This is a genomic window from Rosistilla ulvae (genome assembly GCF_007741475.1).
GTDB classification, from domain to species: domain Bacteria; phylum Planctomycetota; class Planctomycetia; order Pirellulales; family Pirellulaceae; genus Rosistilla; species Rosistilla ulvae.
Genome location: NZ_CP036261.1, coordinates 1,988,386 through 2,013,007, shown reverse-complemented (window position 1 = coordinate 2,013,007; position 24,622 = coordinate 1,988,386). Strand labels below are relative to the sequence as shown.

Genomic DNA, 24,622 nt, shown 5'->3' with positions numbered 1-24,622 from the left:
GAACGCCCGGCCGCGACCTGAAGACCGTGGGCGATCTACAGCGATGCAGCTTGCCCGGTGATTCGGTTCCAGAAGCGATCGGCGACGCCAAACGACATCGTCATCCCCGCTCCGCCCGGAGCAACGCAGACATGAACGCGATCCCGCGCTTCGATCTCCAACATCTCGCGATCGGGATGTTTTGCATAGATGCCGTGCCAGCGAGCCTCGATCTTCCAGTCGGGCAAGACAAATTGCCGTCGCAATTCGCGAAGGATCAGTTCGTCGATCTCCGAACGGTCGAAGGGGCTGATGTCGGCGTCGTACTGGTGTGAATCACCTAGAACCACCTGGCCGAGTTCGTTTTGCGAAGCCATCACGTGGATGCCAAACCGGTCCAGTTCGGGCGTTTCCTCTCGGACCCGTTGCTGCAGTGCCGCCAACGACGGGCAATCGGCAAACGAACTGTAGTGACGCAACGTTAGACCGCTGGCCAAGTGAGGCCCGATCCGCCACGCATCGGCTTGCGCGGCGGTCCGCATCATGTGTAACTTGCAAATCTTCAGCGGCGATTGGGCGAACGCTTCAGGCAACAGCGTCTGGAAATCGATTCCGCTGCAGACCACAACGCGATCCGCTTGCCATTGCCTTGCATCGCTGGATTGGAGCGTTCCATCAGCCAGTTCGCAGACCGTTGTGGCGAACTCGCAATCGACGCCATAGCGGCTCGATAGCCACGACGGAATCGCGGCGATCGCGCGCGGCGGATTGACGCACAGTTCGGTGTCGCTCCACATCGATCCCAATAATCCTTCGGGCTTCGCAGCAGGGGTGCGGCGAAGCGTTTCGTCGGCGGTAAGCATCTGGACATTGATCTCACCGTTTTGATTTTGAGCGACAAACTCCTCCAGCACCGCCAATTCATCGGGGCGATGCGCCAGGTGCAACGATCCACAGGCATTTGCCCAAACGCCCGATTGTTTGGCAAGCGCCAACCATAGCTCTCGCGATCGCATTGCCACCCGATGCAATTCTCCCGCAGGCTGTCCGATCGGCCAGACCATTCCAAAATTGCGGATCGATGCGCCACTGGCTACGGCAGATCGTTCGACCAACAGCACCTTCTTGCCGCGGGCTGCCGCCATCCAGGCGTGTGCCAGTCCAACAATCCCGGCACCAACCACGGCGACGTCACATTTTTTGGTCATCGTTTTTTACCCTCGGATCTCTTCTGCTGCACAGCGATCGTGGAGCTGACTCCGGACGCCGTTGCCACGATCTGTCTTTTCACTCTACGCAACCGCGCCGCGGGGCGCGGCACAGCGAACTCATGTCGAAACAATGTATCCCGATGCCGCCGATGCCGTTGCTGGATTCGTGCAAGAGGGACTGGTCCGGAATCCAGGCAGCGGTGGTTTGGAAGCTAGTAAACAACGAATCCGCTCGCACCACGAGCCCACCAATTGTGAGGATTTCGTGAAGCAGCTTTGAATGATGCGGTGACGCGTGTTATCTAATAGCTGTCGCTTGCATGCCACCTCAGATCCCACCGGATTCATCCATGGACACACCATCCCGTAGCAATCCAACCGTCTGGCAATCCGCAGCGGCTTGGTCACCAATGCTTTGGGGCAGCATGGCCGCCTTCGGCACCTACTTCTGCATGTATGCCTTCCGCAAACCGTTTACCGTGATCGACTATGACGACCTCACGGCATGGGGGTGGGGCTATAAAACAGTTGCCGTGGCGGCGCAGGTGTTCGGATACATGGTGTCGAAGTTTCTGGGGATCAAGGTTCTTTCGGAACTGCCGACCAATCGCCGCGCGATCAGCATCATCGGCTTGATCCTGTTCGCCGAACTCGCGTTGATCGGATTCGGATTGGTTCCGGCACCGTATAACTTAATCTGCCTGGTATTAAACGGCTTGCCGTTGGGAATGGTCTTTGGCTTGGTCCTTGGATTCCTGGAAGGTCGCAAGCAAACCGAAGCGTTGGCGGCGATCCTTTGCACCAGCTTTATCCTTTCCGATGGCGTCACCAAGTCGGTCGGCAAGGGCTTGCTGGATATGGGCGTTCCGGGATTTTGGATGCCTGCGTCCGCTGGCGCGCTGTTCCTTCTCCCGCTGTTCGGTTTTGTCTGGATGCTGCGACAGATCCCGCCCCCCAGCGAAGCCGATATCGAAGCCCGCAGCGAACGGACACCACTCACTTCGCAAGAACGTCGCGCTTTCTTCTCGCGCTACGCCTGGGGTTTAACGCCGCTGTTGGTGATGTATTTGTTAGTCACCATCGTGCGCAGCGTCCGTTCCGACTTTGCTCCACAACTCTGGGAGAGCCTAGGCGTCGCAACGACTCCCGAGCTGTTCAGTTACTCCGAACTATGGGTCGGCCTCGGCGTCACCCTAGCCAACGGAGCGGCGATGCTGGTCAGCGACAACTACCGCGGGTTTAAACTCGCCCTGGCAACCTGTTCGATCGGGTTTGCGATCTTGCTGATGTCGACTTATGGGCAACACGTCGGACTGATCTCGCCGTTCCTGTTTATGGTCTTGATCGGCGTCGGACTCTACCTTCCCTACGTCGCCACGCACACCACGATCTTTGAGCGATTGATTGCGATGACGCGCGATCGCGGCAATCTCGTCCACTTGATGTACCTTGCCGATTCGATCGGCTACCTCGGATACGTCGGCGTGATGCTGACCAAAAACGCGTTCCAACCGGGAGGCGATTTCATGGCGTTCTTCCGCCCCACCTGTTACGCCGTCGGCCTCGTATCGCTGCTCTGCATGATCGGATGCCAATGCTACTTTTCGCTCCGCGCCAGCCGCCAAACTCTCGCCCCCCCACCGATCCCAATCGAACAACCTGCGACTTAGCAGAGCGATTGTGGACAAGGCATGCAGTTCGGCAAGACGTTGTGGTTGGTTCGCTTTCACTTGCTTGGCGAGCGTCCGCCGCGATGTCCCAGCGGCCAAGATCCCCTCCGAGACCAACGAAGACGATCCCGCGCTCGCATCCTTGACGCACGATTCGCCCCCGAGCTGCTTGTGGGCGAATGCGACGAGGTTTCAGCCGTCGCGAGGGAGCTGATGCGGTCGAGGCTCAGCGATCGCCCGAGGCATCGGGCAGCGGAATCTGATTCGCCAACGAAAGCAGTTCGCGTTCGCTCAACGCCCGCCGGAAGACAGCCAGCCCGCCGATCTCGCCGTCAAAAAAGTTGCCCCATTCCTCGCTGCGATGGACTGCGCCGACAGTGAATGCGGCGCCATCGGATCCGCCGTCGAACAAGCCATTGGTGTAGGGGAACGGGTTGTATTGCGAGCGAGCATCGAGCCGGCCGTCGACGTAGACGCACGATTGTTGGCCATCGTAAGTCATCGCCAGACAATGCCATTCCTTCAGCGAGATCTCCGTCGCGCCGCTGGAATACGTGATGCAGTATCGCTCGCCCGGCGTGGGCCCGCCGACGCCAGAGACGTGGCCGTGGATGCGATTCTTTAACGGGTAACGCTTCATCTCGTCGGCTTTGGTGCCACGAGGTGCGTTGAGGAACAGGCAGTACTGCCGCTTCCGCCGCGTCTCATCCCAAGCCCCGGCGATCGCTTGCCAGTGCTGCTTCCCATCGCGCCGGATCCAAGCGACGACCGTCACTTGAGCCTCCGGTCCATGGATGTCGAGCCCGCCGATCTGAGGTCGCGGGATCATGAACCATTGTCCCGATCGGATCCGAGCCGCATGGGGACCAAACACGCCTCCATCGACACGTGCGATCGGCCCCTTCATTTCTTGAAGTGCCAACGGTTCTCCAGCTCGCGTAATCCGCGGCTGTCCGGCCGGTTCTTGGAAGTCCCAAAACGCGACAAGTCCGTCGAGCTTCGTCACCTCGGTGGCCGGGCCTTTTGCGGCAGGCTCTTCGGCACGGGCCACGGCACCCGCGAAACAGCTAACCATTGTCGTGGTCGCCAGCACGGCGGAGCGCAACACGTTTGCGTTTAACATCTTGAACATACGAAAAGCTCTTTGAAGCCTATGGAGCAGAAACAAATGGGCTGGCCGAGTCACCATGCGGAAGGCCAAGGCAATATTATGCCAAGTTGTTGGCGGCGGATCGACCGACGGGGGCGGGCTCAATCGGAAGAATGGGGCCGGGGCCAACACAGAGGTCGGATCGGAGTGTGCCCCCGCGCCGGGGGCAGCGTTTGATCACGCGATCGGTTCCGGTGGTGTTCGCGACGCTCTCACCACCGGCTACCCTCTGCGATTCCTTCGGAATGGTGGATGCGCGCCAACGAGAGCGGCTCCCGCAGGGATCGATCGAAGATGGCAGCCGGAGGCCGACGCGCAGCGGTGCATCTCCGCAGCGCAGGTCCCAACGCATGAAACGATCCCACAGGGATCGCAGAAGGTAGCCGGAGGTCGACGCGCAGCGGCGCACCTCCGGAAAACAGGTCCCATCGCAGATGCTTGCAGCCCGGGATCAGCGGGCTTCGCAGATCACACACTTCAGATAGTCGGTCTCGGGACACGACAGCCGCACGGGGTGATCGGCTGCAGCGCCGCGATTTTCGAACAGGATCAGATCGCGGCGGGTCTGGCGGCCGACTTTCTGAAGCATCTTCATAAAGTCGGGACGCGTGACGCGGCCGGAGCATGAACAGGTGACTAAGATCCCGCCTGGCTCCAGTATTTCCAAAGCCCCACGGTTCAACCTCGTGTAGGCGCGGACGGCGGCATCGACGCTCTGACGCGAACCGGCGAACCGCGGCGGGTCGAGGATGATGCCAGAGAAACGCTTCCCCTCTTGCTTGAATTGCTCCAGCCGTTGGAAGCAATCCCCTTTTTCAAAACGGACGTTGTCCAGACCGTTGCGTTGGGCGTTGGCGGTCGCCGCCGCGACAGCTCGCTCGCTAGTGTCGATCCCCAGCACGCTAGCCGCTTCGCCTAGCTTCGAAGCGTTCATGGCAAATCCGCCGACGTAGCTGCAGATGTCCAGGACTTCACGCCCCTTCATATAAGATGCGGCCAGACGACGGTTCTCGCGTTGATCCAAGTACATTCCGGTCTTCTGACTGTGCATCAGATCGACGGTGTATTCGATATCGTTTTCGCGAATCAGAAGGTCAGCCGGAGGCGGATCGCCAAAGACGACGTCGTCGCGGGCTTCGATCCCTTCAGCTTTCGCCGTCGCGGCATCGATCCGAACGATGATCGCTTTGGGATTCATTCGCTCGCGCAAGTGGGCGACGATCGCATCGATCCGCTGAGCGATGACGGCGGCGTTGACTTGCACGATCAGGAAATCGCGATAGCGGTCGACGATCAGACCGCTGATCCCATCGGCTTCGCTGTAGACGATCCGGACCGCATCGCAGACCGGTTCCAGGCCGGCGGTCTGGCGACGCTGGATCGCTTCGTCGATGCGACGCGCGAAAAACGCATCGTCGATCGCTTCAGCGGGATCCCAGGTGTAGAGCCGCACGCAGAGCTTGCCGCTTGGACTGTAAAGTCCCCGCGCAACCCAGCTGCCATCGTGCGTCACCAAGTCGACGACTTCACCGGTCGGCAATTCGCCGTGAGAAGCGGCCAGCGAGGCGACGTGTGCCCAGGGGTGCCTGGACACAAAAGGAAAATGACGCGAGGGTTTGATCTCAATCGTGCGGGGCTTCGACACTCAGTTCGCTCTTTCATTCAGCGACGAAGCGGGCTACACCTCGTCGATATTCCAACCGGTACGGTAATCGCGACGCAACCACTTGTTGGCGTCGTCGTTGTTCGTGAACCGCATCGCGGCAGCATCCCATTGGAGATTCTGCGTGCGATAACGAACCGCGATGTTGCCCAGTAGAACCGATTCCGTCAACAGGGCGCCGTAATCAAATCCGTCGCTCGGCTGTTCGCCGCTCAAACAACCGTCGACCCAACCGTGGTAATGGTTGACGCTTTCGACCTTTTCGATCGCGTCGGCGGCATATTGATCCTGCGGGAACAATTGCGGTGGGCCAACGTGTGGCATGACCATCGTTCCCTTTTCGCCGATGAAAATCGACCCGGATTTTGGCAGCGCGACAGTGCCGGGGATATGCGATCCGCGGACGCTAGGCAACAGACCACCGTCGTCCCAGCTGATCTTGATCGTATCGTCGGTCGTCAATTCGGTGCCAGGGAAGACGTAGTCGACTTGGGTTTGAGCCGCCCAGACCTGGTCGTTCATCCCCGAGTGATCCGCTTTCAGCTGAGTCGGCGGAGCGGCGATCTTCAGCGCCGTGAAGACGGGATCCAAGATGTGGCAGCCGAAATCGCCCAAGGCTCCGTTGCCGAAGTCCTGCCAATCGCGCCATCCCCACGGGTGATAGACGTTGTGGCCGCCATAGGTGCGCATCGGAGCGACGCCGATCCACAGATCCCAATCGACCGACTTGGGCAACGCTGGTGGATTCTTTGGAACCGAGATCTGTCCCGACTTCCCATGCCCCGTCGCGGCACACCACGAACGGACCTCTTTGACCTTGCCGATCGTTCCCGATTGGATCACTTGAACGCCGGTTCGGTAGACCGAATGCGAATGGATCTGGTTGCCCAGTCGAGTGATCACGCCCGACTTCTTGGTTTGGTTGGCGACCTGTCGCGCTTCCCAGACATTGTGGGTCAACGGTTTTTGACAGTAGACATGCTTGCCTTGACGCATCGCATCGAGGGTGATGAAGGCGTGCATGTGGTCGGGAGTCGAAACGGTGACCGCATCGATTTTGTCGCCCAGCTTGGCCAGCATCTCTCGGTAGTCTTGGAAGACCGGCGCGTCGGGAGCTAGCTTTTTGACCTTTTCAGTTCGCGCCAAATCGATGTCGCAGAAGGCGGCCATCTGGGTCTGTGGGTGATCCGACATCTCTTTAATGTCCGACCAGCCCTTGCCGTCACAGCCGATTCCGGCGACCGACAGTTTGGAGTTCAGGTTGCGTCCGCGAACGATCGATGGACAGGCGACAACAGCTGCCGCGGCAGCCGATGCTTGAAGGAACTGACGGCGTTTGATCACAGGTAGGACTCCGCAAAGAGGTTTTAGTTAGGTGGGGTTGCAATGTTTGCTGCCAAAATCCTAACCGCCGCAGAATCACAATGCAAAGCGAACTGGGCAGGAAAGCCCAAACAGCGAATCAAATCTTTCCAGCCTCAGCGGTTGTCGGTTTCAAACGCCAGCAACTTCGGCGACGTGGCTGGTCAATGTGATTTCGTTTCCCTCGGGATTAAACGCAACCTCATCCATAAACGATTGAATCAACAACAGTCCGCGACCGGTTTGATCGTCCAGATGTTTTTGCTCTGGAGGCTCGACGGCGGAACAATCAAACCCCGCTCCGTCATCGCGAACCGTAAACTGCAGCTGATCGTGTCCCAGTTTGGCGCGAAAGTGGATCTTGCGATCGGCATACGGCGGTTCCTGGCGGCGGCGATCGACGATCGACGGTTCGCCGACGACCCTCAATTCCTCATCCTTGCGTAACGCGTCGCGGCTGAGTTCCAAGTTGCCGTGATACAAGGCGTTCCGCAACGCTTGTTCCAACGCCATCCCAATTCGCGCTCGCGTGACGTCGTCGCAGTACTGGATTCCCGCAGCCATCTGTTGAATCAAATTGACAAGCGGTGCGATCAGCTTGGGATCGTTTTCCAACGTGAACTGGAACTCGTAGTAGTCCAGGCAGTCGATCAGATTTTTGTAGCTCATCTCGGTGTCGAGCAAGCTCAAAACATGTGTCACCGAATCCAACAACTCTTCGTCGAGCCGCGATTTGGGCAGATAAGCGGCAGCACCTTCCTTAAGGGCTTGGACCGCCAGTTCCTCGCTGTCCTGAGCCGTGATCAAAATCACCGGGACCTGCGGATAGATCTGCCGCAAACTTTTCACCAACTCCAAACCGTTCATGTTCGGCATCTGCATGTCGGTGACCACAACATCGGGCACCTGATGAGCGACCATCTCCAGAGCGACCTGCCCATCCGCTGCAACGCGGACCTGGTGCGAATCCTCTTCCAACAAAGATCTCAGCAGAACAACTTGAGTGGAACTGTCTTCTGCCAGCAATACATTTGCCATGATCATTCTTCCTGTGTTGGTCGGAACGATAAAAGCTCGCGAACACCCACCGACAGCGGCGACGCGTCTCTTGGGAATCGCCCTCCACTATAACGCCATTCCAACGACCACACTCGCCGGGACTAACCCTGTTCGTTCAAAAACTTTTCGGTCTCCCGCAGCGTTTCCGCCATCGCTTGCTCCCATAACGCAAGCTGATCTGCAACATCGCCCACGGTGCCGGATCGTCCCTTCAGTTCTAAAACTTCCAACAATTCAGACAACTGCGTCGCACAGATCGCCATTGCTGCACCCTTCAGCGTATGTGCCGAAGCCTTCAGAAGGCTCGCATCCTGGTCGGCAACCGCCGCCCGGATCGATTTCCCTAACGAGCCACTTTCCAGCGAAAAAGCCATAAATAGGTCGGAGATCAGCTCGCGATTCTCTCCCAAAGTCGAATGCAAACGGTCCCAATCGATCGGCGACGCGGATGACGGTTCGGTGGCGGTTTCAAATCGAATGGATTCGAGCTGGATGTCTGGGACCGACGAAGTCACCGGTTCGTTTTCCTGTTCCACATCAATGGCATCTACCGTCGCTTGTCCGGCCTCTTCATCGTCGAAGTCGATCGGCGGGGAATCGCTGCCGCGCGACATCACCTTGATTAGTTTTTCAAACAGCGTCGAGGTCCGGATCGGTTTGGGGACGTATTCGTCCATCCCCGCCGCCAGACATTCCTCGCGATCCCCTTTCATCGCATGCGCGGTCATCGCGATGATCGGGATGTGACTACCGGTTTCTTGTTCCTGTTCGCGGATCATCCGCGCCGCGGTCATCCCATCCATCACCGGCATCTGGATATCCATCAAAACCAGATCGAAAGTCTGTTCCTGCAATATGTCGATCGCCTCTTGTCCGTTGCCGACTGCGATCACCTCGTGCCCATGTTTGCTGAGCACGCCGATGGCGAGGGTTTGATTGACAAGATTGTCTTCGGTCAGCAGGATTTTCAGCTTTCGCAAATCGTAGAGCGGTTTGGATTGTTCGTCGCGAGCATCCTCCGACGCCGAGACGCCCAGCGCGCTGACAATTGCATCGAACAGCTCCGATTGCTTGACAGGTTTCATCAACCGTTCGGCGATCTTCAACTTTTCGCGTCGATCTTTATCGCCCACGCGACCGCCGGAGGTGAGCATGATGATCGGGATCTCGCCTGCTGCGGGTAGACTTCGGACGCGAGTGGCGAATTCAAAACCATCGAGTCCCGGCATGTTGACGTCGCTGACGATCAGCCCAAACGGACTCCCCTCCTCATCCGCCAGCTTCAGCAATTCGAGCGCTTCGTCGCCGCCATCGGCCAATTCCGGATACATCCCCCAGTTCGAGAGCATTTCATCGAGGATCAGGCGATTGGTTTCGTTATCGTCGACAACGAGAACGCGGGTGCCACCCACGACCACCACGCCCCGTTTCTTCTTTTGCTGAATATCGTCCGGGGCGATTCCACAGCGGATCGTGAAGTAGAACTGGCTGCCGACGCCAACTTTACTTTCAACCCAGATCTTCCCTTCCATCATTTCGACCAACCGCGAAGAGATTGCTAGTCCCAACCCGGTCCCGCCATAGCGACGGGTTGTCGAGGCATCGGCCTGCTCAAACTCGTTGAAGACCGACTTGCATTTTTCGGCGGGAATCCCAATTCCTGTATCTCGCACACAGACGCGGATTTCGGTCGCTTGATCGTCGGCTTCGTGTAGTTCGACGTCGACGACCACCTCTCCCTGTTCGGTAAACTTGATCGCGTTGCCGACAAGATTGACCACGATTTGCCGCAGTCGTCCGGCATCGCCAACGACGTATTGCGGCAGCCCGGGAGCGACTCGGAACGCGAGTTCAAGCCGTTTGATGTGGGCTCGAACCGCAAGCGTCTTCATCGTGTCGCCCAACAGTTCGCGAAGATCGAACGGAGTGGAGTCGATGTCCAACATGCCGGCTTCGATCTTCGAAAAATCCAACACGTCGTTGATGATCGAAAGCAGCGCGTCGCCCGATTCCTGAACCATTTTCAGGTAGCCGCGTTGGCTGGAATCGAGCCGCGTGTCCAGCAGCAATTCGGTCATCCCGATGATCGCATTCATCGGCGTGCGGATCTCGTGACTCATGTTTGCCAGGAAGTCGCTCTTGGCCCGGTTCGCCGCATCGGCAGCTTCTTTCGCCGCCAGCAGCTCCTCAGCAGCCAGCTTGCGAGCGGTGATATCGCGTCCGATACCAACGATCCCGATGATTTCGCCATCCTCGCCACGCAGTGGAACCTTGGTCGTCAGCAACCAAAAACGCTCGGCATCGCTATGCTGCGACGTCTCCTCTTGATCGATCAACGGCTCCCCGGTCCGCATCACGATCTGGTCGTCGGTAACGTAGTTGCACGCCAGTTCGGGCGGGACAAAATCGTAATCGGTTTTGCCGACCAGATCCTTGCTCGATTCGACGCCAAACAGTTTTAAAACCGCGGTGTTTCCAGTGACAAACCTGCCGTGCCGATCTTTGACGTAGATCAGATCGGGGATGTTGTTGGTGATCGTTCGCAGTAGATCGCGTTCGCGCGACAGTTCGATCTCGGCTTGCTTTTGCGTCGAGACATCGCGGGAGATCCCGAACGTTCCGATGATCTCTCCCGTTGCTTTCCGCAGCGGCACCTTCGTCGTCGAGCACCAGGTGTCTTCGCGATCGGGCCAGTTTTCACGTTCGACCTTGGCGATGATCGATTCGCCGGTTTCGATGATCCGGCGTTCGTCGGCCAATGCGGCTTCGGCGTGTTCTTCGCCAAAGAATTCGGCGTCCGATTTGCCGACTGCATCTTGGGGATCGTCCAGTTGGAATAGCCGCGCGTGGCTGCGACTGATCCGGATGAAGCGACTCTTGCGATCCTTGAAATAGACAGCGTCGGGAACGTTGTCTAACAACGTGTCCATCAGAAACTGCGACTGTTCCAGCTCGCTTTCATTTTGTTTCTGATAGCTGACGTCCCAGAAGATCACCTGCACGCCGACCACATTCCCTTTGGGGCTGAAGGCGGGCAGTTTCAAGACCTCGACAAAGCTTTGCGTGCCGTCGGCGGTCTGGTGTTCTTCGATCACATGTTCGGGCTGGCCGCTTTCCATCACTGCGCGATCGTTTTCGAAATACGACCGGGCGAGTTCGGCGGGGAACAGATCGAAATCGGTTTTGCCGATCAGGTCTTGCGATTGCATTCCCATCGATTCGCAGAACGTTTCGTTGGCGTATTGGAAGCGTCCCTTTTTATCCTTGCGAAGAACGCACAACGAGACGTGTTCGCGGAGCTTTTGATGGGTGCTGACCGATTCCAATTCGGTTTGATTCGCGATCTCGCGGAGCGTGATCACTTGCGCGACCGCTTCGATTCCGATCGGTTCGCCCGCATCGTCGAGGACTAGCGAAGCGCGTTGATCGACCCAGGTCGTTTTGCCCTCGCTGTCGCAGATCCGAAACTTGTGCGTGACCGATCCGTCTTCGCGAACGTGATGTAAGTCGCGTCGCACGTTGCCGCGGTCGGACGAATGGACTTTCAACAACAAGTCATCGAGCGTCGCGTCGGCATTGGCGTCAAATCCGAACAACCGCCTGGCCGCGGAATTACAGTAGACCAAGCCACGGTCTTGCAAACTGGCGACCCACACGACGTCGGAAATTTGGTTCAACAGCGTCGACGCGGGGCGGAACCGGGCTGCGAGGGACGATGGCTCAGGTTGCGATGTCACAGTATTCACTCGGAAGAGATCTCAAAGAAGAGGATTGCCCGTCATAATACCTCGACAACGCGGGGATCGCACGGAAATTCCCTCTCAGGCAGGCTCGCTTCGCGGTTCGAACGGCGTGTCGCGTTGGCCATTCCAAGGCCACGAACATGGCATCCCTGGGGAAGGGGGGGGGGACGTAGCTCGCAAGCCTAAAGAATTGCTCGAGCCCCGGGGGGCTGGTACCATGAGGACTCGGCGTCCCCTCGACTTCCCACATCCTCGACGCTCCCGCCTTGAAGCCAATACTCCTTCCGAAACGAATTCAATCCGGGCATCGTTCATCCACCGAACGATCTGCAAGGCTTCGTTTTGTTCGCGATTCCTTCTTACGCCTTGTCGAACTTTCATGAATGAAAACCTCCAACGTTTCGTCGCAAAAGTCCAAGCGTATTCGCTCCGGCTGGTGTTGTTAGCCAGCGCACTGACACCAACAACCAAAACGGTTGCCCAACAAGTCGATTTCAATCGCGAAATCCGCTCGTTGCTTTCGAACAATTGTGTGATGTGTCACGGCCCCGATGAAGCCGCTCGTTCGACCGAACTTCGCTTCGACACCGAAGCGGGTTCGCAAATCGATCTCGGAGGCTACGCCGCGATCGTGCCGGGGGATCCCGATGCGAGCGAGTTGATCGCTCGGCTGACGACCGACGACGAAGACCTGCGGATGCCGCCGCCGGGCAAAGGCAAACAACTGACCGCCGATGAGATCGATCGGATGCGTCGCTGGATCCAACAGGGAGCGCATTACGCGCGGCACTGGTCCTACGAACCACCGGTCCGAGCCTCTCTACCGAAAGTCAAACACAGTGATTGGCCACGCAATCCGATCGATCATTTTGTTCTGGCGAGGATGGAGGCCGAGGGGCTGGAGCCATCGCCGGCGGCCGACCGATACGCGTTGGCCCGCCGCGTGGCGATCGATTTGACCGGCCTACCGCCCCGCTGGGAACAGGTCAAAGCATTTGTAGAAGACCCGCGAGATGACGCATTCGAATCCTATGTCGATGCGTTGTTGGAACAACCCGCGTTTGGTGAGCGTTGGGCGCGGGTCTGGTTGGATCTGGCCCGATACGCCGACAGCGCCGGATACGCCGACGATCCGCCGCGAACGATTTGGGCCTATCGCGATTACGTGATCCGGTCGTTGAACGCCAACAAACCGTTTGATCAGTTCACGATCGAACAGATCGCTGGCGACCTGTTGGACAATCCAACCGACGAACAATTGATCGCCACCGCCTTTCATCGCAACACGATGACCAACAGCGAAGGAGGAACCAACGACGAAGAGTTCCGAAATGTGGCGGTAGTCGATCGCGTTAACACGACGATGTCCGTCTGGATGGGAACGACGATGGCCTGCGCCCAGTGCCACACGCATAAATATGATCCGATCACGCACGAAGAGTACTTTCGCTTCTTTGCGATCTTCAACAACACGTTGGACGCCGACATCAAAGACGAACGGCCGACGCTGCCGATCTGGACCGATGAACAGAAAGCTCAAAAGCTGCAATGGGCCGAACAGATCGCGGACCTGAAAGCGACACTGCAGCAGACGACTCCCGAAATCGAAGCCGCTCAAACGAAGTGGCTCGCTGAAATCAAGACGCCGCCAACCTGGAAGCCGCTGATTCCGGTCGCCGCTACCGCACAACATCGTCAATTGGCGACCGACGCCGAGGGATGGATCGAGGCCAGCGGCGGCAAGAGCGACCACGATCTCTACACGCTGCGATTTAAAACCGCTGGGGAACAGGTAGCGGGTTTGCAGTTGGAGATCTCTCCCGAACAGAACGCCAACTTTGTCCTCACACAAGCGACAGCAACCTGGACGCCGACGGAACCGCAGCCTGTCGATGCGAGATTCGTGAGGATCGAACTGCCGGGCAAGGGGAAGATGATTCACTTGGCTGAAGTGCAAGCGTTCAGCGATTCAAATAACGTCGCCCTGGCGGGCACCGCTTCGCAAAGTTCCACCGGCTACGGCGCACCGGCGGCGCGAGCAATCGATGGCAACACCGACGGCGACTTCTACAAAGATTCGGTCACGCACACCAATGCCCAGACCAACCCGTGGTTTGAGATCGACCTGAAGCAGACGCATCCGATCGACGAAGTAGTGATCTGGAATCGGACCGACGGCGGTGCTTCGATCGAGCAGCGGTTGAAGGGCTACAAGTTGATCCTGCTGGATGACAGTCGGAACGTTGTTTGTGAACAAACGCCCGAAGCGATCCCCAGCCCAAGCCGCTCGATCGCGTTTGGTGGAGCGATCCAGTTGCGGTTCCAAAACGCGTTGGCAGATTATGAACAGTCGGGTTTCCCGGCGGCGACAACGATTCTGGACAAACAGGACACGAAAAAGGGCTGGGCGATCGCGGGCGGACTGGGGCAACGGCATCAGTTGACGCTGACGCTCGATCCACCGCGGACACTCGACACCGGCGTGCTGGAACTACAATTGCATCAGAAATCGGTACACGTCAAACACTTGTTAGACAAGGTGCGTGTGCGAGCGAGCGATTCGGCCAACCTGACACAATGGGCCAGCTTGCCCAACGCAATCCGATCGATCGTGTTGCAAACCGAACCGCTCGATGAGAAGCAAGCGAACCAGCTGGCCGATTACTATCGCACGATCGCGCCGCAACTGGCGCCGGTCCGAACCCAACTGGCGAAGCTTGAAAAACAACTCGCCGACATCAAACCGTATACGACCGTGCCGATCCAGGAGGAGCTGCCAAGTGAGAAGCAGCGGTCGACTTACATCCATCTGCGTGGCGATTACCAGTCAGCCGGAGCCGACGTCGATCGTGGTACGCCCGCAGCATTCCATCCGCTGTCTGCCGACCGCCCGGCCGATCGATTGTCGCTGGCCCAATGGCTTGTCGACGATCAAAACGCTTTGACACCGCGAGTGATCGCCAACCGACACTGGGAAGAGATCTTCGGTATCGGAATCGTCGAATCGAGCGAAGAGTTTGGTTCGCAGGGAGAACTACCTTCGCATCCGCAGCTACTGGATTGGCTGGCGGTCGAACTTCGCGACAGCGGCTGGGATCTGAAGGCGTTGCTGCGATTGATCGTCACGTCGGCAACCTACCGGCAGAGTTCGGTGACGTCGCCGGAGTTGCAGGAAAAGGATCCCGCCAATCGTTTGTTGGCTCGCGGCCCGCGATACCGGATCTCGGCAGAGATGGTCCGCGACCAAGCGTTGCAGTTGAGCGGTCTGCTGAGCCACAAGATGTTTGGTCCACCGGCCAAGCCGCCGCAACCCAACCTCGGGTTAAACGCAGCGTTTGGATCGGCGACCGATTGGAAAACAAGTCCTGGCGACGACAAGTACCGTCGCGGGATCTATACGATGTGGCGGCGGTCGAGTCCCTATCCGTCGATGGCGACGTTCGACGCTCCCAATCGCGAGGTCTGCACGGTGCGACGTGGGCGGACTAATACACCGCTGCAAGCGTTGGTGACACTCAACGATCCGGTCTACGTCGAAGCAGCTCAAGCTCTGGCTCGGCGGATGCTAACGGCGGATTCGTCGGTCCGAGGCCGGGTCGAATTTGGGCTGCGAACCTGCTTGTTGCGAGAGCCTACGGAAATCGAAGTCGACCGTTTGGCTGCGTTGTATCAGCAAGCGTTGACCGAATTCCAAGCCGATCCGGCATTGGCTCATCAACTGGCCGAAGAGCCGCTGGGCGAACTGCCCGACGGAATGGATGTTGCCGAAGCCGCGGCGATGTCTGTTGTCGGCAACGTGCTGTTGAACCTAGACGAACTGTTTCTCAAACGCTGATCGCATCGCTGCCCCTTTCCCTGACGGACCGCTAAAAAACCAAGGATAAGCTCGATGGATCCACGAATCGAATACGCAGCCTTCAGCACACGGAGGCACTTCCTGCAGCAATCGACAGCGGGCGTGGGAGCGATGGCGCTCGCCAGTCTGATGGCTGGCGACGCTTCGGGTAACGATCCGCTGGCGGCAGCCAAGCCTCACTTCCCGGCAAAAGCGAAGCGGGTGATCTACCTGCACATGACCGGTTCGCCACCGAACCTGGACATGTTCGATTACAAGCCCGAACTGGAGCAGCGCGACGACCAGGACTGTCCCGACCATTTTATCGAAGGGAAGACGTTTGCGTTCACCAGCGGCAAACCGAAGCTGCTGGGATCGCCGCGGAAGTGGAAGCAGTGTGGCAGCAACGGCACCTGGATGTCCGATGCGATCCCCAACTTCCACAAGACCGCCGACGACATGTGCATCGTCCATTCGATGTACACCGACCAATTCAACCACGCCCCGGCGGAACTGCTTGTATTGACTGGCTCTCCGCGTTCGGGACGTCCTTCGCTCGGATCGTGGACGACTTACGGATTGGGCAGCGAAAACGAAAACCTCCCCGGTTTTGTCGTCTTGATTTCCAGCGGCGTTCAACCCAACGGGGGCAAGAACTCGTTTGGCAGCGGATTCCTGCCGTCGGTCTATCAAGGAGTGCAATGCCGCAGCAAAGGCGATCCGGTTTTGTATTCGTCCGACCCAGCGGGGATGAGCCGCGGGATGCGACGGATGAGCCTGGATGCCATCCGCGATCTGAATCAAATCCAAGCCGAACAACTGGGGCATCCCGAAACGATGACCCGGATCGCGCAGTACGAGCTGGCGTTTCGGATGCAGACGGCGGTTCCCGAAGTGATGGACATCTCACAGGAATCGCAAAAGACGCTGGATGATTACGGCGCGGAAGTCGGCGGCGCCAGCTTGGCGAACAACTGCCTGTTGGCTCGGCGGTTGGTCGAATCGGGCGTTCGGTTCGTCCAGCTGTTCGATTGGGGCTGGGATTTCCATGGCACCGGTGCAGCGACGGGGATCCAGAAAGGGCTGACCGATAAGTGCGCGACGATGGACAAACCGATCGCCGCGCTGATCAAGGATCTCAAACAGCGCGGATTGTTTGAAGACACGCTGATCGTTTGGGGCGGCGAGTTTGGCCGCACACCTTTCCGCGAGGGACGCACAGCCAAAGGGAAGATCTTGGGCCGCGATCACTATCCCGACGCCTTCACGATGTGGTTGGCTGGCGGCGGCGTCAAAGGAGGCTTCGACTACGGGAACTCCGACGAACTCGGCTTCAACGTCGCCGAGAAACCTGTCCACATCCACGACCTGCAGGCGACGATCCTGCATCTGCTGGGCTTTGATCACGAACAATTGACCTATCGCTTTCAAGGACGCGATTTCCGACTGACCGATGTGCACGGACACGTTGTCAAAGATTTGTTGGCTTGATCGGTCTCACGTCGACGCCCCGCATCAGTCGATAGTTATCTCGGACAGAATGTCGATCGCAACGCGTGCGATCGTCGCGTGCAGCGGGTATAACATGCGATCCCATGGATGCCGTTGCGCGTGCCAGCCGCCCCCTTTTCTATCCGAAACGCTGTGAGAGATCGATGAAACCGATTGTTCAGATTTCGTTGGACCTGACGACGATAGCCGAAGCGCTCGAGACAGCCGAACTGGCGATCCGCGCCGGCGTCGACTGGATCGAAGCGGGGACGCCGCTGATCTTGGCCGAAGGCTTGCATGGCATCCGCGCTCTGCGAGAACGATTCCCCGACGTGCCGATCGTCGCCGACCTGAAGACGATGGACGGCGGATACTTGGAAGCGGAGATGATGGCGGGTGCCGGTGCGACGCACGTCGTCGTGATGGCTCAAGCTCACGACGAGACGATCGAGTGCGTCGTCAAAGCGGGACGCGATTACGGCGTCGGCGTGATGGGCGACAACATGGCCTATGACACGATGGTCGATGGCGCGCGGCGGCTGGAAGACCTCGGCTGCGACTACATCGTGCATCACATTGGGTACGATCATCGCCGCGGAATCGCAGCGGCTGGCGGACGGATGCCGAGCCCACTGGACGATCTGCGAGCCGTTGTCGATGCGGTCAAGATTCCCGTCCAAGCTGTCGGCGGTCTGTCGATCGAAGAAGCGATCCAATGTCCGGCTTATGGGGCCCCGTTGGTTGTTTTGGGAGCGCCGCTGACGATCGATGCCGATGCATTTAAGACGGCTGATGGCGACCTGGAAAGTTCGCTTCGCCTGATCTGTGAAAAAGTACATGCCTACGACGAGGTGCAACGATGAAATCGCCAGCGATAGTTAACTTTGCCCCCGATCCGGGAAGCGTCGAGATCCGAGAATTCCAGCGGCCGACGATCGGGACCGACGACGTGCTGGTCGAAGTCGCCGCGGTCGGCGTCTGCGGCAGCGACTTGCACCAATGGACGGCGACCCACAGCTGGCCGGTCAACTATCCGGTAGTGCTGGGACATGAATTTGCGGGAACGATCGTCGAAACGGGAGCCAACGTTGCCAGCTGGCGCGAAGGGGACCGGATCGCCAGCGAAACCGCGGCGATCATCGACGTCGACAATCCGATGTCGCGGCGTGGGTTGTACAACCTGGATCCGACTCGGAAGGGCTTTGGTTATGGAGTCGACGGGGCGATGACTCGGTTTGTCCGCGTCCCCAGCCGCTGTTTGCATCGCGTTCCCGACGCGCTGGCGTTTGAACACGCTGCGGTCACCGAACCGTGCTGCGTCGCTTACAACGCTGTCGTCAAAAATTCGCGGATCGAACCGGGAGACCGCGTGCTAGTGATCGGTCCCGGAACGATTGGGATCCTGTGCGCCGCGGTGGCAAAGCTTGTCGGTGCCGACGTCGCCGTGTTGGGGCTGGAATCGGACACGCACCGGTTTGCTGTCGCCCAGAAATATGGCGTCACGACGCTCACCGACGCCAGTGAATGGGCTCGCCAGGGAGACGGATTGGGCGTCGACGTCGTGATCGATGCGGCGGGTGTTTCCAGCACGCTGCAATTGGCGATCGAATTGGTCCGCCCCGCCGGATGGATCACCAAAGTCGGCTGGGGCCCCAAACCGCTGGGCTTCTCGATCGACCCGCTGGTTCAAAAAAATGTGACATTGCAGGGGAGCTTCAGCCACAATTGGCCGATCTGGGAACGGGTGATCAGCCTGTTGACCTCCAAACAATTAGACGTTCAACCGATTGTCGGCGGGACGTTTGGAATCGGGCAATGGCAGCAGGCGTTCGAGCGAATGCACCACGGAGAGATCGTTAAATCGGTGATCCTGCCTGGCCAGGAATGACAATTGTTGGAACAACAATTCTCCGCGTGCAGCGTCGAATGGAGGGCGGGTAGGTGAAGTTGCTGAGAAATTTATCATCAATGCTGAAGATGGACAGTTGCCCAGTAGATCGCTGGATGCCAAAATCTAATGGGGAAACATACAATTTTACGACGTTCATTTTGTCGGCCAGTAAAGATTGGGTCACAAGTCAGGAACAGGCGACATGACCGAGGTTACGCTCACAGTTCTGCATGGTAGTGATCGTGGAAAAGTGTTCCGCGACATCGCGCCCCCCGTAACGATCGGGCGCGAAGAGGGGAACACGATCCAATTAAACGATGAACGGATCAGCCGCTGTCATCTGAAGATTCAGTTTGACAACGACCGCCTGGTGTTGACCGATCTGGATAGCACCAACGGCACCAAGGTCAATGGTCAGGAGAGCCATCTGCGGATCTTGCGTCATGGCGATCTGGTTTCGGTGGGACGGAGCATGTTGCTGGTTGGAACCGAGGAACAGATCGCAGCCCGGGTCGCCGCGCTGCAGGCGGCCAGCGACAAGAACATCGGGGCGACGATGACCCAGGATCTTTCCGCGGGGGAAGGGAGTTCGGGGCTCGAGTTCGAGGTTGGCGAACGAAACACGGATCGTGAGGCGGCGGGCACTTTGGGGATGATCGAAACCCCGGAAATCCCCGACCGGTTATCTCCCAGCCAAGCAGCCCAGATGTGTGAGGTGCTCGAATTTTTGCACCAGCGGCTGCAAAAGCTGATCGATCACGCCCAGATCGATGAACGGACTCAAGAGGTCGTCATCGACTATGCGGCTTGGCAACGGATGATCGATCTACAATCCAAAATCGGCACGATGATACGCAAGGCGGCCGATCCCGATTGGATGGATTGAACGTCGTCGTCAAGTCCGGTTTAAATCTCGCCGACGAAGTCGTAACGTAGAGTCGGTATCGCGCGCCAGACGCTCTGGACCGCGTTTTCGCTGCGCGGCATTGCAGTTACAAGTCAAGCAGGACCTTTGCTGGGAATCGGATTCATGAACGCTCGACCATTTACGCACTTGCATTGTCACAGCCACTACAGCCTGTTGGACGGTGCCAGTTCGATCCCCAAACTGGTCCAACGTTGCAGCGAACATGGCATGAATGCGCTGGCGTTGACCGACCACGGCAACCTGCACGGCGCGCTTGAGTTCTACCGCACGGCAAGAGCTGCCAACATCAACCCGATCGTCGGCTACGAAGCCTACATCGCCCCGGGCAGCCGATTCGACAAGGGTTCCGGTGGCGGCAGCCGCGACGCCAGCTACCACCTGACGCTGCTGGCTCAGAACAAAACAGGCTTTCAGAATCTCATCCGCCTGGCCTCCAAAGCGAGCCTGGAAGGGTTCTACTTCAAGCCGCGGATCGACAAACAGATCCTGGAAGAATTCAGCGAGGGGATCGTCTGTCTGTCGGGGTGCGTGAGCAGCGAATTCAGCCGCGCGATCCTCAAGGGATCTTCGACCGAAGAGATCGAGAAGGAGGCGATGGGAGTGGCCAGTTGGTTCGAACGCGTTTTTGGCGATCGCTACTTTATCGAAGTCATGAACAACGGCGTCGACATCCAACGCCAGCAACTGGCCGGCGCCGTCGATATCGCCAACAAGATGGGCTTGCCCGTCGTCGCGACCAGCGATTGCCACTACGTCGATCCCGACGATGCTGAAGCTCAGGATGTGATGTTGTGCATCAACACCGGCCGCTTCCGGACCGATACGTCGCGGATGAAGATGGACGGGAACCAGTACTTCCTGCGCACGCCCGACCAGATGTACGAGAAGTTCCCCGGACTCGAGGACGCTGTTGCGCGCAGCCAGGAGATCGCCGATTCGGTCAACTTGGAACTCAACCTCGGCAAGTTCTACTTTCCAAATTTCGAAGTTCCCGAAAATAAGACAGCTACCCAATATCTGCGTGAGCTATGTATCACGGGGCTGAAAGACCGTTACAAGGGCGACCGCGATCGGCTGCCCGATGGAGATGACGGCGACCTTTCCGAAGAGGTGCACGCGCGGCTCGAACGCGAACTGGGCGTGATCGACAAGCTCGGTTTCCCGACCTACTTCTTGATCGTATGGGACTTTGTTTTACACGGCCGCAGTAAAGGCATCTGGGCGACGGTTCGTGGTAGCGGTGTAGGGGCGATCGTTTGTTATGCGTTGTATCTGTCGCACGTCTGCCCGCTGAAATACGATCTGCTGTTCGAGCGGTTCTTGGATGAAAACCGGAAAGAGCCGCCAGATATCGACGTCGACTTCGACAAGGACCGCCGGGTCGAAGTAATCGACTACGTGAAGGAGAAATACGGGCACGATAACGTTTGCCAGATCGGTACGTTTGGAACCTTGGCGGCTCGCGCGGCGATCAAAGATGTAGGCCGCGCATTGGGGATCCCGCTGTTTCGCGTGAACCAGATCACCGAGATGGTTCCCGACGAACTAAAGATCACGATCGCCAAAGCGCTCGAAAAGAACGAGGAGCTGCAGAAGACTTACGACGGCGATTCGGAGGTCCGCGAACTGTTGGACCTGGCGATGCGGATCGAGGGGCTGGCGCGGAACGTCGGCACCCACGCCGCGGCGGTTGTGATCGCGGATAAACCGCTGTCGGAATACCTGCCGATCGGTCGGGTTCCCGGCAAGCAGGACGTGATCACGCAGTGGTCGATGAACGACGTGGAATCCGCCGGCCTGTTGAAGATGGATTTCTTGGGGCTTCGCAACCTCACGATCCTCAGCAAGGCCGTCGATCTGATCGAACAGACCACCGGCGAGCGGATCGATCCTCAGAACTTCCCGCTGGACGACAAGGCCAGCTACGCGCTGCTGCAGCGCGGTGAAACCAAAGGTGTTTTCCAGCTGGAATCCGGTGGTATTCGCGACCTGTTGCAGCGGATGAAACCGGATAGTTTCCACGACATCATCGCGACAGCGGCGTTGTATCGTCCCGGCCCGTTGGAGGGCGGTATGGTCGATACCTACGTGAACGTGAAACACGGCAAGGAAGAGCCGGAATACAAGCACCCGGTGCTCGAAGAGATCCTCGCCGAAACCAACTCGGTGATGGTTTACCAAGAACAGGTGATGCGGATTTTGAACCGCTTGGGCGGCATCCCGCTGGCCAACGCGTACACCTGTATTAAGGCGATCAGTAAGAAAAAAGAAGCGCTGATCAACCAGAACCACGAGAAGTTCATCGAGGGGACGATCGCCAACGGGCTTACGAAGAAAGAGGCCGACGACATTTGGGTGATGATCCAAAAGTTCGCTGGCTACGGCTTCAACAAGTCGCACTCGACAGCTTATGCGTTGGTAGCTTTCCAAACCGCATATCTCAAAGCCCACTATCCGGTGGAGTTCATGGCGGCGTTGTTGTCGAGCGACATCAGCGGGCGGAACTTTAAGCGTAAGGATGCGCTTATCGAGCACATGGAAGATTGCCAACGGATGAACATCGAGATCGTTAATCCGAACGTCAACGTTAGCGATTCGGACTTCTCGGTTTCCGACGGAAAGATCATCTTTGGCATGTCGGCGATCAAGGGTTGCGGCGGTGGGACCGCGGTCGCGATCGCGGAGGAACGGCACGCCAATGGACCGTTCAAAGACATCTTCGATTTTTGCGAACGGGTCGATCCGCAACGATGTAATCGCGCGGCGGTCGAAACGTTGATCAAAGCCGGTGCCATGGACGACTTTGGCAAACGCGGACAACTGCACGCCGCGTTGGATCGCGCCTTGCAAAGCGGAGCGGCGGCGCTTGCCGATCGCAAGAGCGGTCAAAAGAGCCTGTTTGGTGAATTTGAAGACGCTGTCGAGGAGGAAGAGGACGAGGATCCCACCAACGCCCTGCCCGACGTCGAAGACTGGCCCGAACGGCAAGCGATGCTGGCTGAAAAAGAGGTTCTGGGATATTACCTGACCAGCCATCCGCTGGCCGAATTCGAACAGAAACTGAGCACCTTCCGGACGCACAAAACCAGCCAATTGATCGAGTGCGAGGATCGCACCGAAGTGATCATCGGCGGAATGATGAGTTCGATTAAAATCGCCCACACCAAAAACCCAAAGCCCGGTGCGCCGTCGAAGTATGCGAACTTTGACCTCGAGGATGTCGAGGGCCCGATTCGCTGCATCCTCTGGCCCGACGGCTATCAAAAGATGGGCGAGATGGTTCTCCCCGACGCGGTCTTGATCGTGCGCGGTGTCGTCGATCGGCGTGGTGGTGGCGACGAGATCAACTTGATCGTCAACGAATTGGTACCGCTGGATGAACTCGACGCCAAATACACCCGCGGGATCTTACTCGATCTCGACGAAACGACCCACGACGAGATGTTGCCTCACGTTCGCGAGGTCCTTCGCGGTTATCCCGGCGGACAGGAACTGATGGTCTCGATGCACCTGAAGACGGGCGAAGCCGTGGTGATGCGGAGCCAAAAGTACAAGGTCCAGGTCAACAATGAACTGCGCGATCGAATCGACGATCTGTTGGGCCCCGGACATTACAAACTGCTGATCACACGCCCCAAAGTGGCTCCCGGCGTGCAACAAAAGAAATACTAGCTGTCGGTGCTGCACAGATCGCAACACGGCCGCAAGCCCAACCGCACCTACTTGGGGGTGATCGTACCGATCACCGTCAACTCGTAATCGCCAGCGATCGTCTCTGCGAGGTTCTCTTCCAAATAGACGACGCGCAAAAGGAACTTTCCATCGCTAGCTCCGGTCACTTCGGCCGTAACCATGGCGACGCCATCTCCCATTTTGTAGTCGGTCTCATCTGCAAAATGAGTGACTCTCCAATCGTCGGAAGCAAGAAAGATGCTACCGCTGGCATTGGACAGGAACAAAAACGCATCGCGTTTTACAGAAGCATTTGTAGTGTGCGTGAAAGCCTGATCGGTTTCAAACGTAGCGATCGCGCCAGCGACGTTATTGCACGTCACCTGCCAGGGCTGCCATTCAAATGTCTGATTGGCCTCGGTCAGATCGTGTTCCATCTCTGCGAGACTGTTGGTGGCATTGATCGCCACCAAACCGGGCACTCGGACCTGGAACCGTTGTTGATCTTGGGTCTCTTGCGCCTGGACAACGGAAACCAAAAGCGGCAGCGCAACAGCGGAAGCCAAGAGGGGTCGAATGATACGTGTCATACTTAGTACCAAAGGGAGATCAGGGGAAAAGGGGGGTGGTTGTTCGTTGAATCAAGAATAGCTTCCAACAAGCCGCTGGCCGCAAATTATTAGGGCATTCCGATGCATCCGTTTGTTGGGGGATTTTCACGACAGATCTTTCCGCAGGCGGTTGGTTTCGTTAGTCAATGTCTCTAACTACCGACACGGTCACATCAATCCACTCTACCGGGGGAGATGCGATAGGAGCAACGCATTACCTTGGTAAAACGGGGGAAATATCGGCTTGTTTTCTTTGCCAGCGCCACGTTTCTGACTTATTAATTTCGCACAGCAAATCACGACTGCGAAATTGGCAGCGTGCGAGCTGCGACCGGCTTTGGGGCGTTGCCGTCACTT

14 protein-coding genes are annotated in these 24,622 nt (G+C 57.9%); 7 read left to right on the top strand and 7 right to left on the bottom strand.

Annotated features, from left to right (window positions below; all coding sequences use genetic code 11):
* Positions 1-35: 35 nt before the first annotated feature.
* A complete protein-coding gene (locus EC9_RS07280; RefSeq protein WP_145343641.1) occupies positions 36-1,187 on the bottom strand; it encodes a TIGR03364 family FAD-dependent oxidoreductase in 1,152 nt (383 codons plus the stop codon).
* 353 nt (positions 1,188-1,540) lie between these two features.
* On the opposite strand from EC9_RS07280, the gene EC9_RS07275 reads away from it, so the two are divergent.
* A complete protein-coding gene (locus EC9_RS07275) occupies positions 1,541-2,860 on the top strand; it encodes a DUF5690 family protein (protein WP_218934656.1) in 1,320 nt (439 codons plus the stop codon).
* A 226-nt stretch (positions 2,861-3,086) separates the two neighbouring features.
* Here EC9_RS07275 and EC9_RS07270 read toward each other — a convergent pair whose 3' ends face one another.
* The 5 genes from EC9_RS07270 to EC9_RS07250 form a co-directional block, all read right to left on the bottom strand.
* Positions 3,087-3,992 carry a LamG domain-containing protein gene (locus EC9_RS07270; protein ID WP_246106002.1) on the bottom strand — a complete coding sequence of 302 codons (906 nt, stop codon included), beginning with the start codon at positions 3,990-3,992 and terminating at the stop codon, positions 3,087-3,089.
* A 469-nt stretch (positions 3,993-4,461) separates the two neighbouring features.
* Positions 4,462-5,655 (bottom strand): class I SAM-dependent rRNA methyltransferase, encoded by a 1,194-nt coding sequence (locus EC9_RS07265; RefSeq protein ID WP_145343639.1) that lies wholly within the window; start codon positions 5,653-5,655, stop codon positions 4,462-4,464.
* 33 nt (positions 5,656-5,688) lie between these two features.
* Positions 5,689-7,017 (bottom strand): Gfo/Idh/MocA family protein, encoded by a 1,329-nt coding sequence (locus EC9_RS07260; protein WP_145119349.1) that lies wholly within the window; start codon positions 7,015-7,017, stop codon positions 5,689-5,691.
* A 150-nt stretch (positions 7,018-7,167) separates the two neighbouring features.
* On the bottom strand, positions 7,168-8,073 hold the full coding sequence (locus EC9_RS07255; protein WP_218934655.1) for an ATP-binding response regulator: 906 nt from the start codon (positions 8,071-8,073) through the stop codon (positions 7,168-7,170).
* 122 nt (positions 8,074-8,195) lie between these two features.
* On the bottom strand, positions 8,196-11,831 hold the full coding sequence (locus EC9_RS07250) for a PAS domain-containing hybrid sensor histidine kinase/response regulator (protein ID WP_218934654.1): 3,636 nt from the start codon (positions 11,829-11,831) through the stop codon (positions 8,196-8,198).
* 385 nt (positions 11,832-12,216) lie between these two features.
* On the opposite strand from EC9_RS07250, the gene EC9_RS07245 reads away from it, so the two are divergent.
* From EC9_RS07245 to dnaE, 6 genes are all read left to right on the top strand, one after another.
* Complete coding sequence (locus EC9_RS07245) at positions 12,217-15,672, top strand: DUF1553 domain-containing protein (RefSeq protein WP_246106000.1); 3,456 nt, start codon at positions 12,217-12,219, stop codon at positions 15,670-15,672.
* A gap of 54 nt (positions 15,673-15,726) precedes the next feature.
* Positions 15,727-17,163 (top strand): DUF1501 domain-containing protein, encoded by a 1,437-nt coding sequence (locus EC9_RS07240; protein ID WP_145343633.1) that lies wholly within the window; start codon positions 15,727-15,729, stop codon positions 17,161-17,163.
* A gap of 164 nt (positions 17,164-17,327) precedes the next feature.
* Positions 17,328-18,026, top strand: coding sequence for an orotidine 5'-phosphate decarboxylase / HUMPS family protein (locus tag EC9_RS07235; protein ID WP_145119108.1), 699 nt, complete (start codon positions 17,328-17,330; stop codon positions 18,024-18,026).
* Positions 18,023-19,051 (top strand): zinc-binding dehydrogenase, encoded by a 1,029-nt coding sequence (locus EC9_RS07230; protein WP_145119106.1) that lies wholly within the window; start codon positions 18,023-18,025, stop codon positions 19,049-19,051. The genes EC9_RS07235 and EC9_RS07230 overlap by 4 nt, the downstream gene beginning before the upstream one ends.
* Before the next feature lie 205 nt (positions 19,052-19,256).
* On the top strand, positions 19,257-19,940 hold the full coding sequence (locus EC9_RS07225) for an FHA domain-containing protein (protein WP_145343631.1): 684 nt from the start codon (positions 19,257-19,259) through the stop codon (positions 19,938-19,940).
* A 144-nt stretch (positions 19,941-20,084) separates the two neighbouring features.
* Entirely contained in the window at positions 20,085-23,654 is a 3,570-nt protein-coding gene (gene dnaE / locus EC9_RS07220; RefSeq protein WP_145343629.1) for a DNA polymerase III subunit alpha, read from the top strand.
* A gap of 47 nt (positions 23,655-23,701) precedes the next feature.
* Here dnaE and EC9_RS07215 read toward each other — a convergent pair whose 3' ends face one another.
* Positions 23,702-24,244: a hypothetical protein gene (locus EC9_RS07215; protein ID WP_145343627.1), complete on the bottom strand. Its 543-nt coding sequence runs from the start codon at positions 24,242-24,244 to the stop codon at positions 23,702-23,704.
* Positions 24,245-24,622 lie beyond the last annotated feature (378 nt).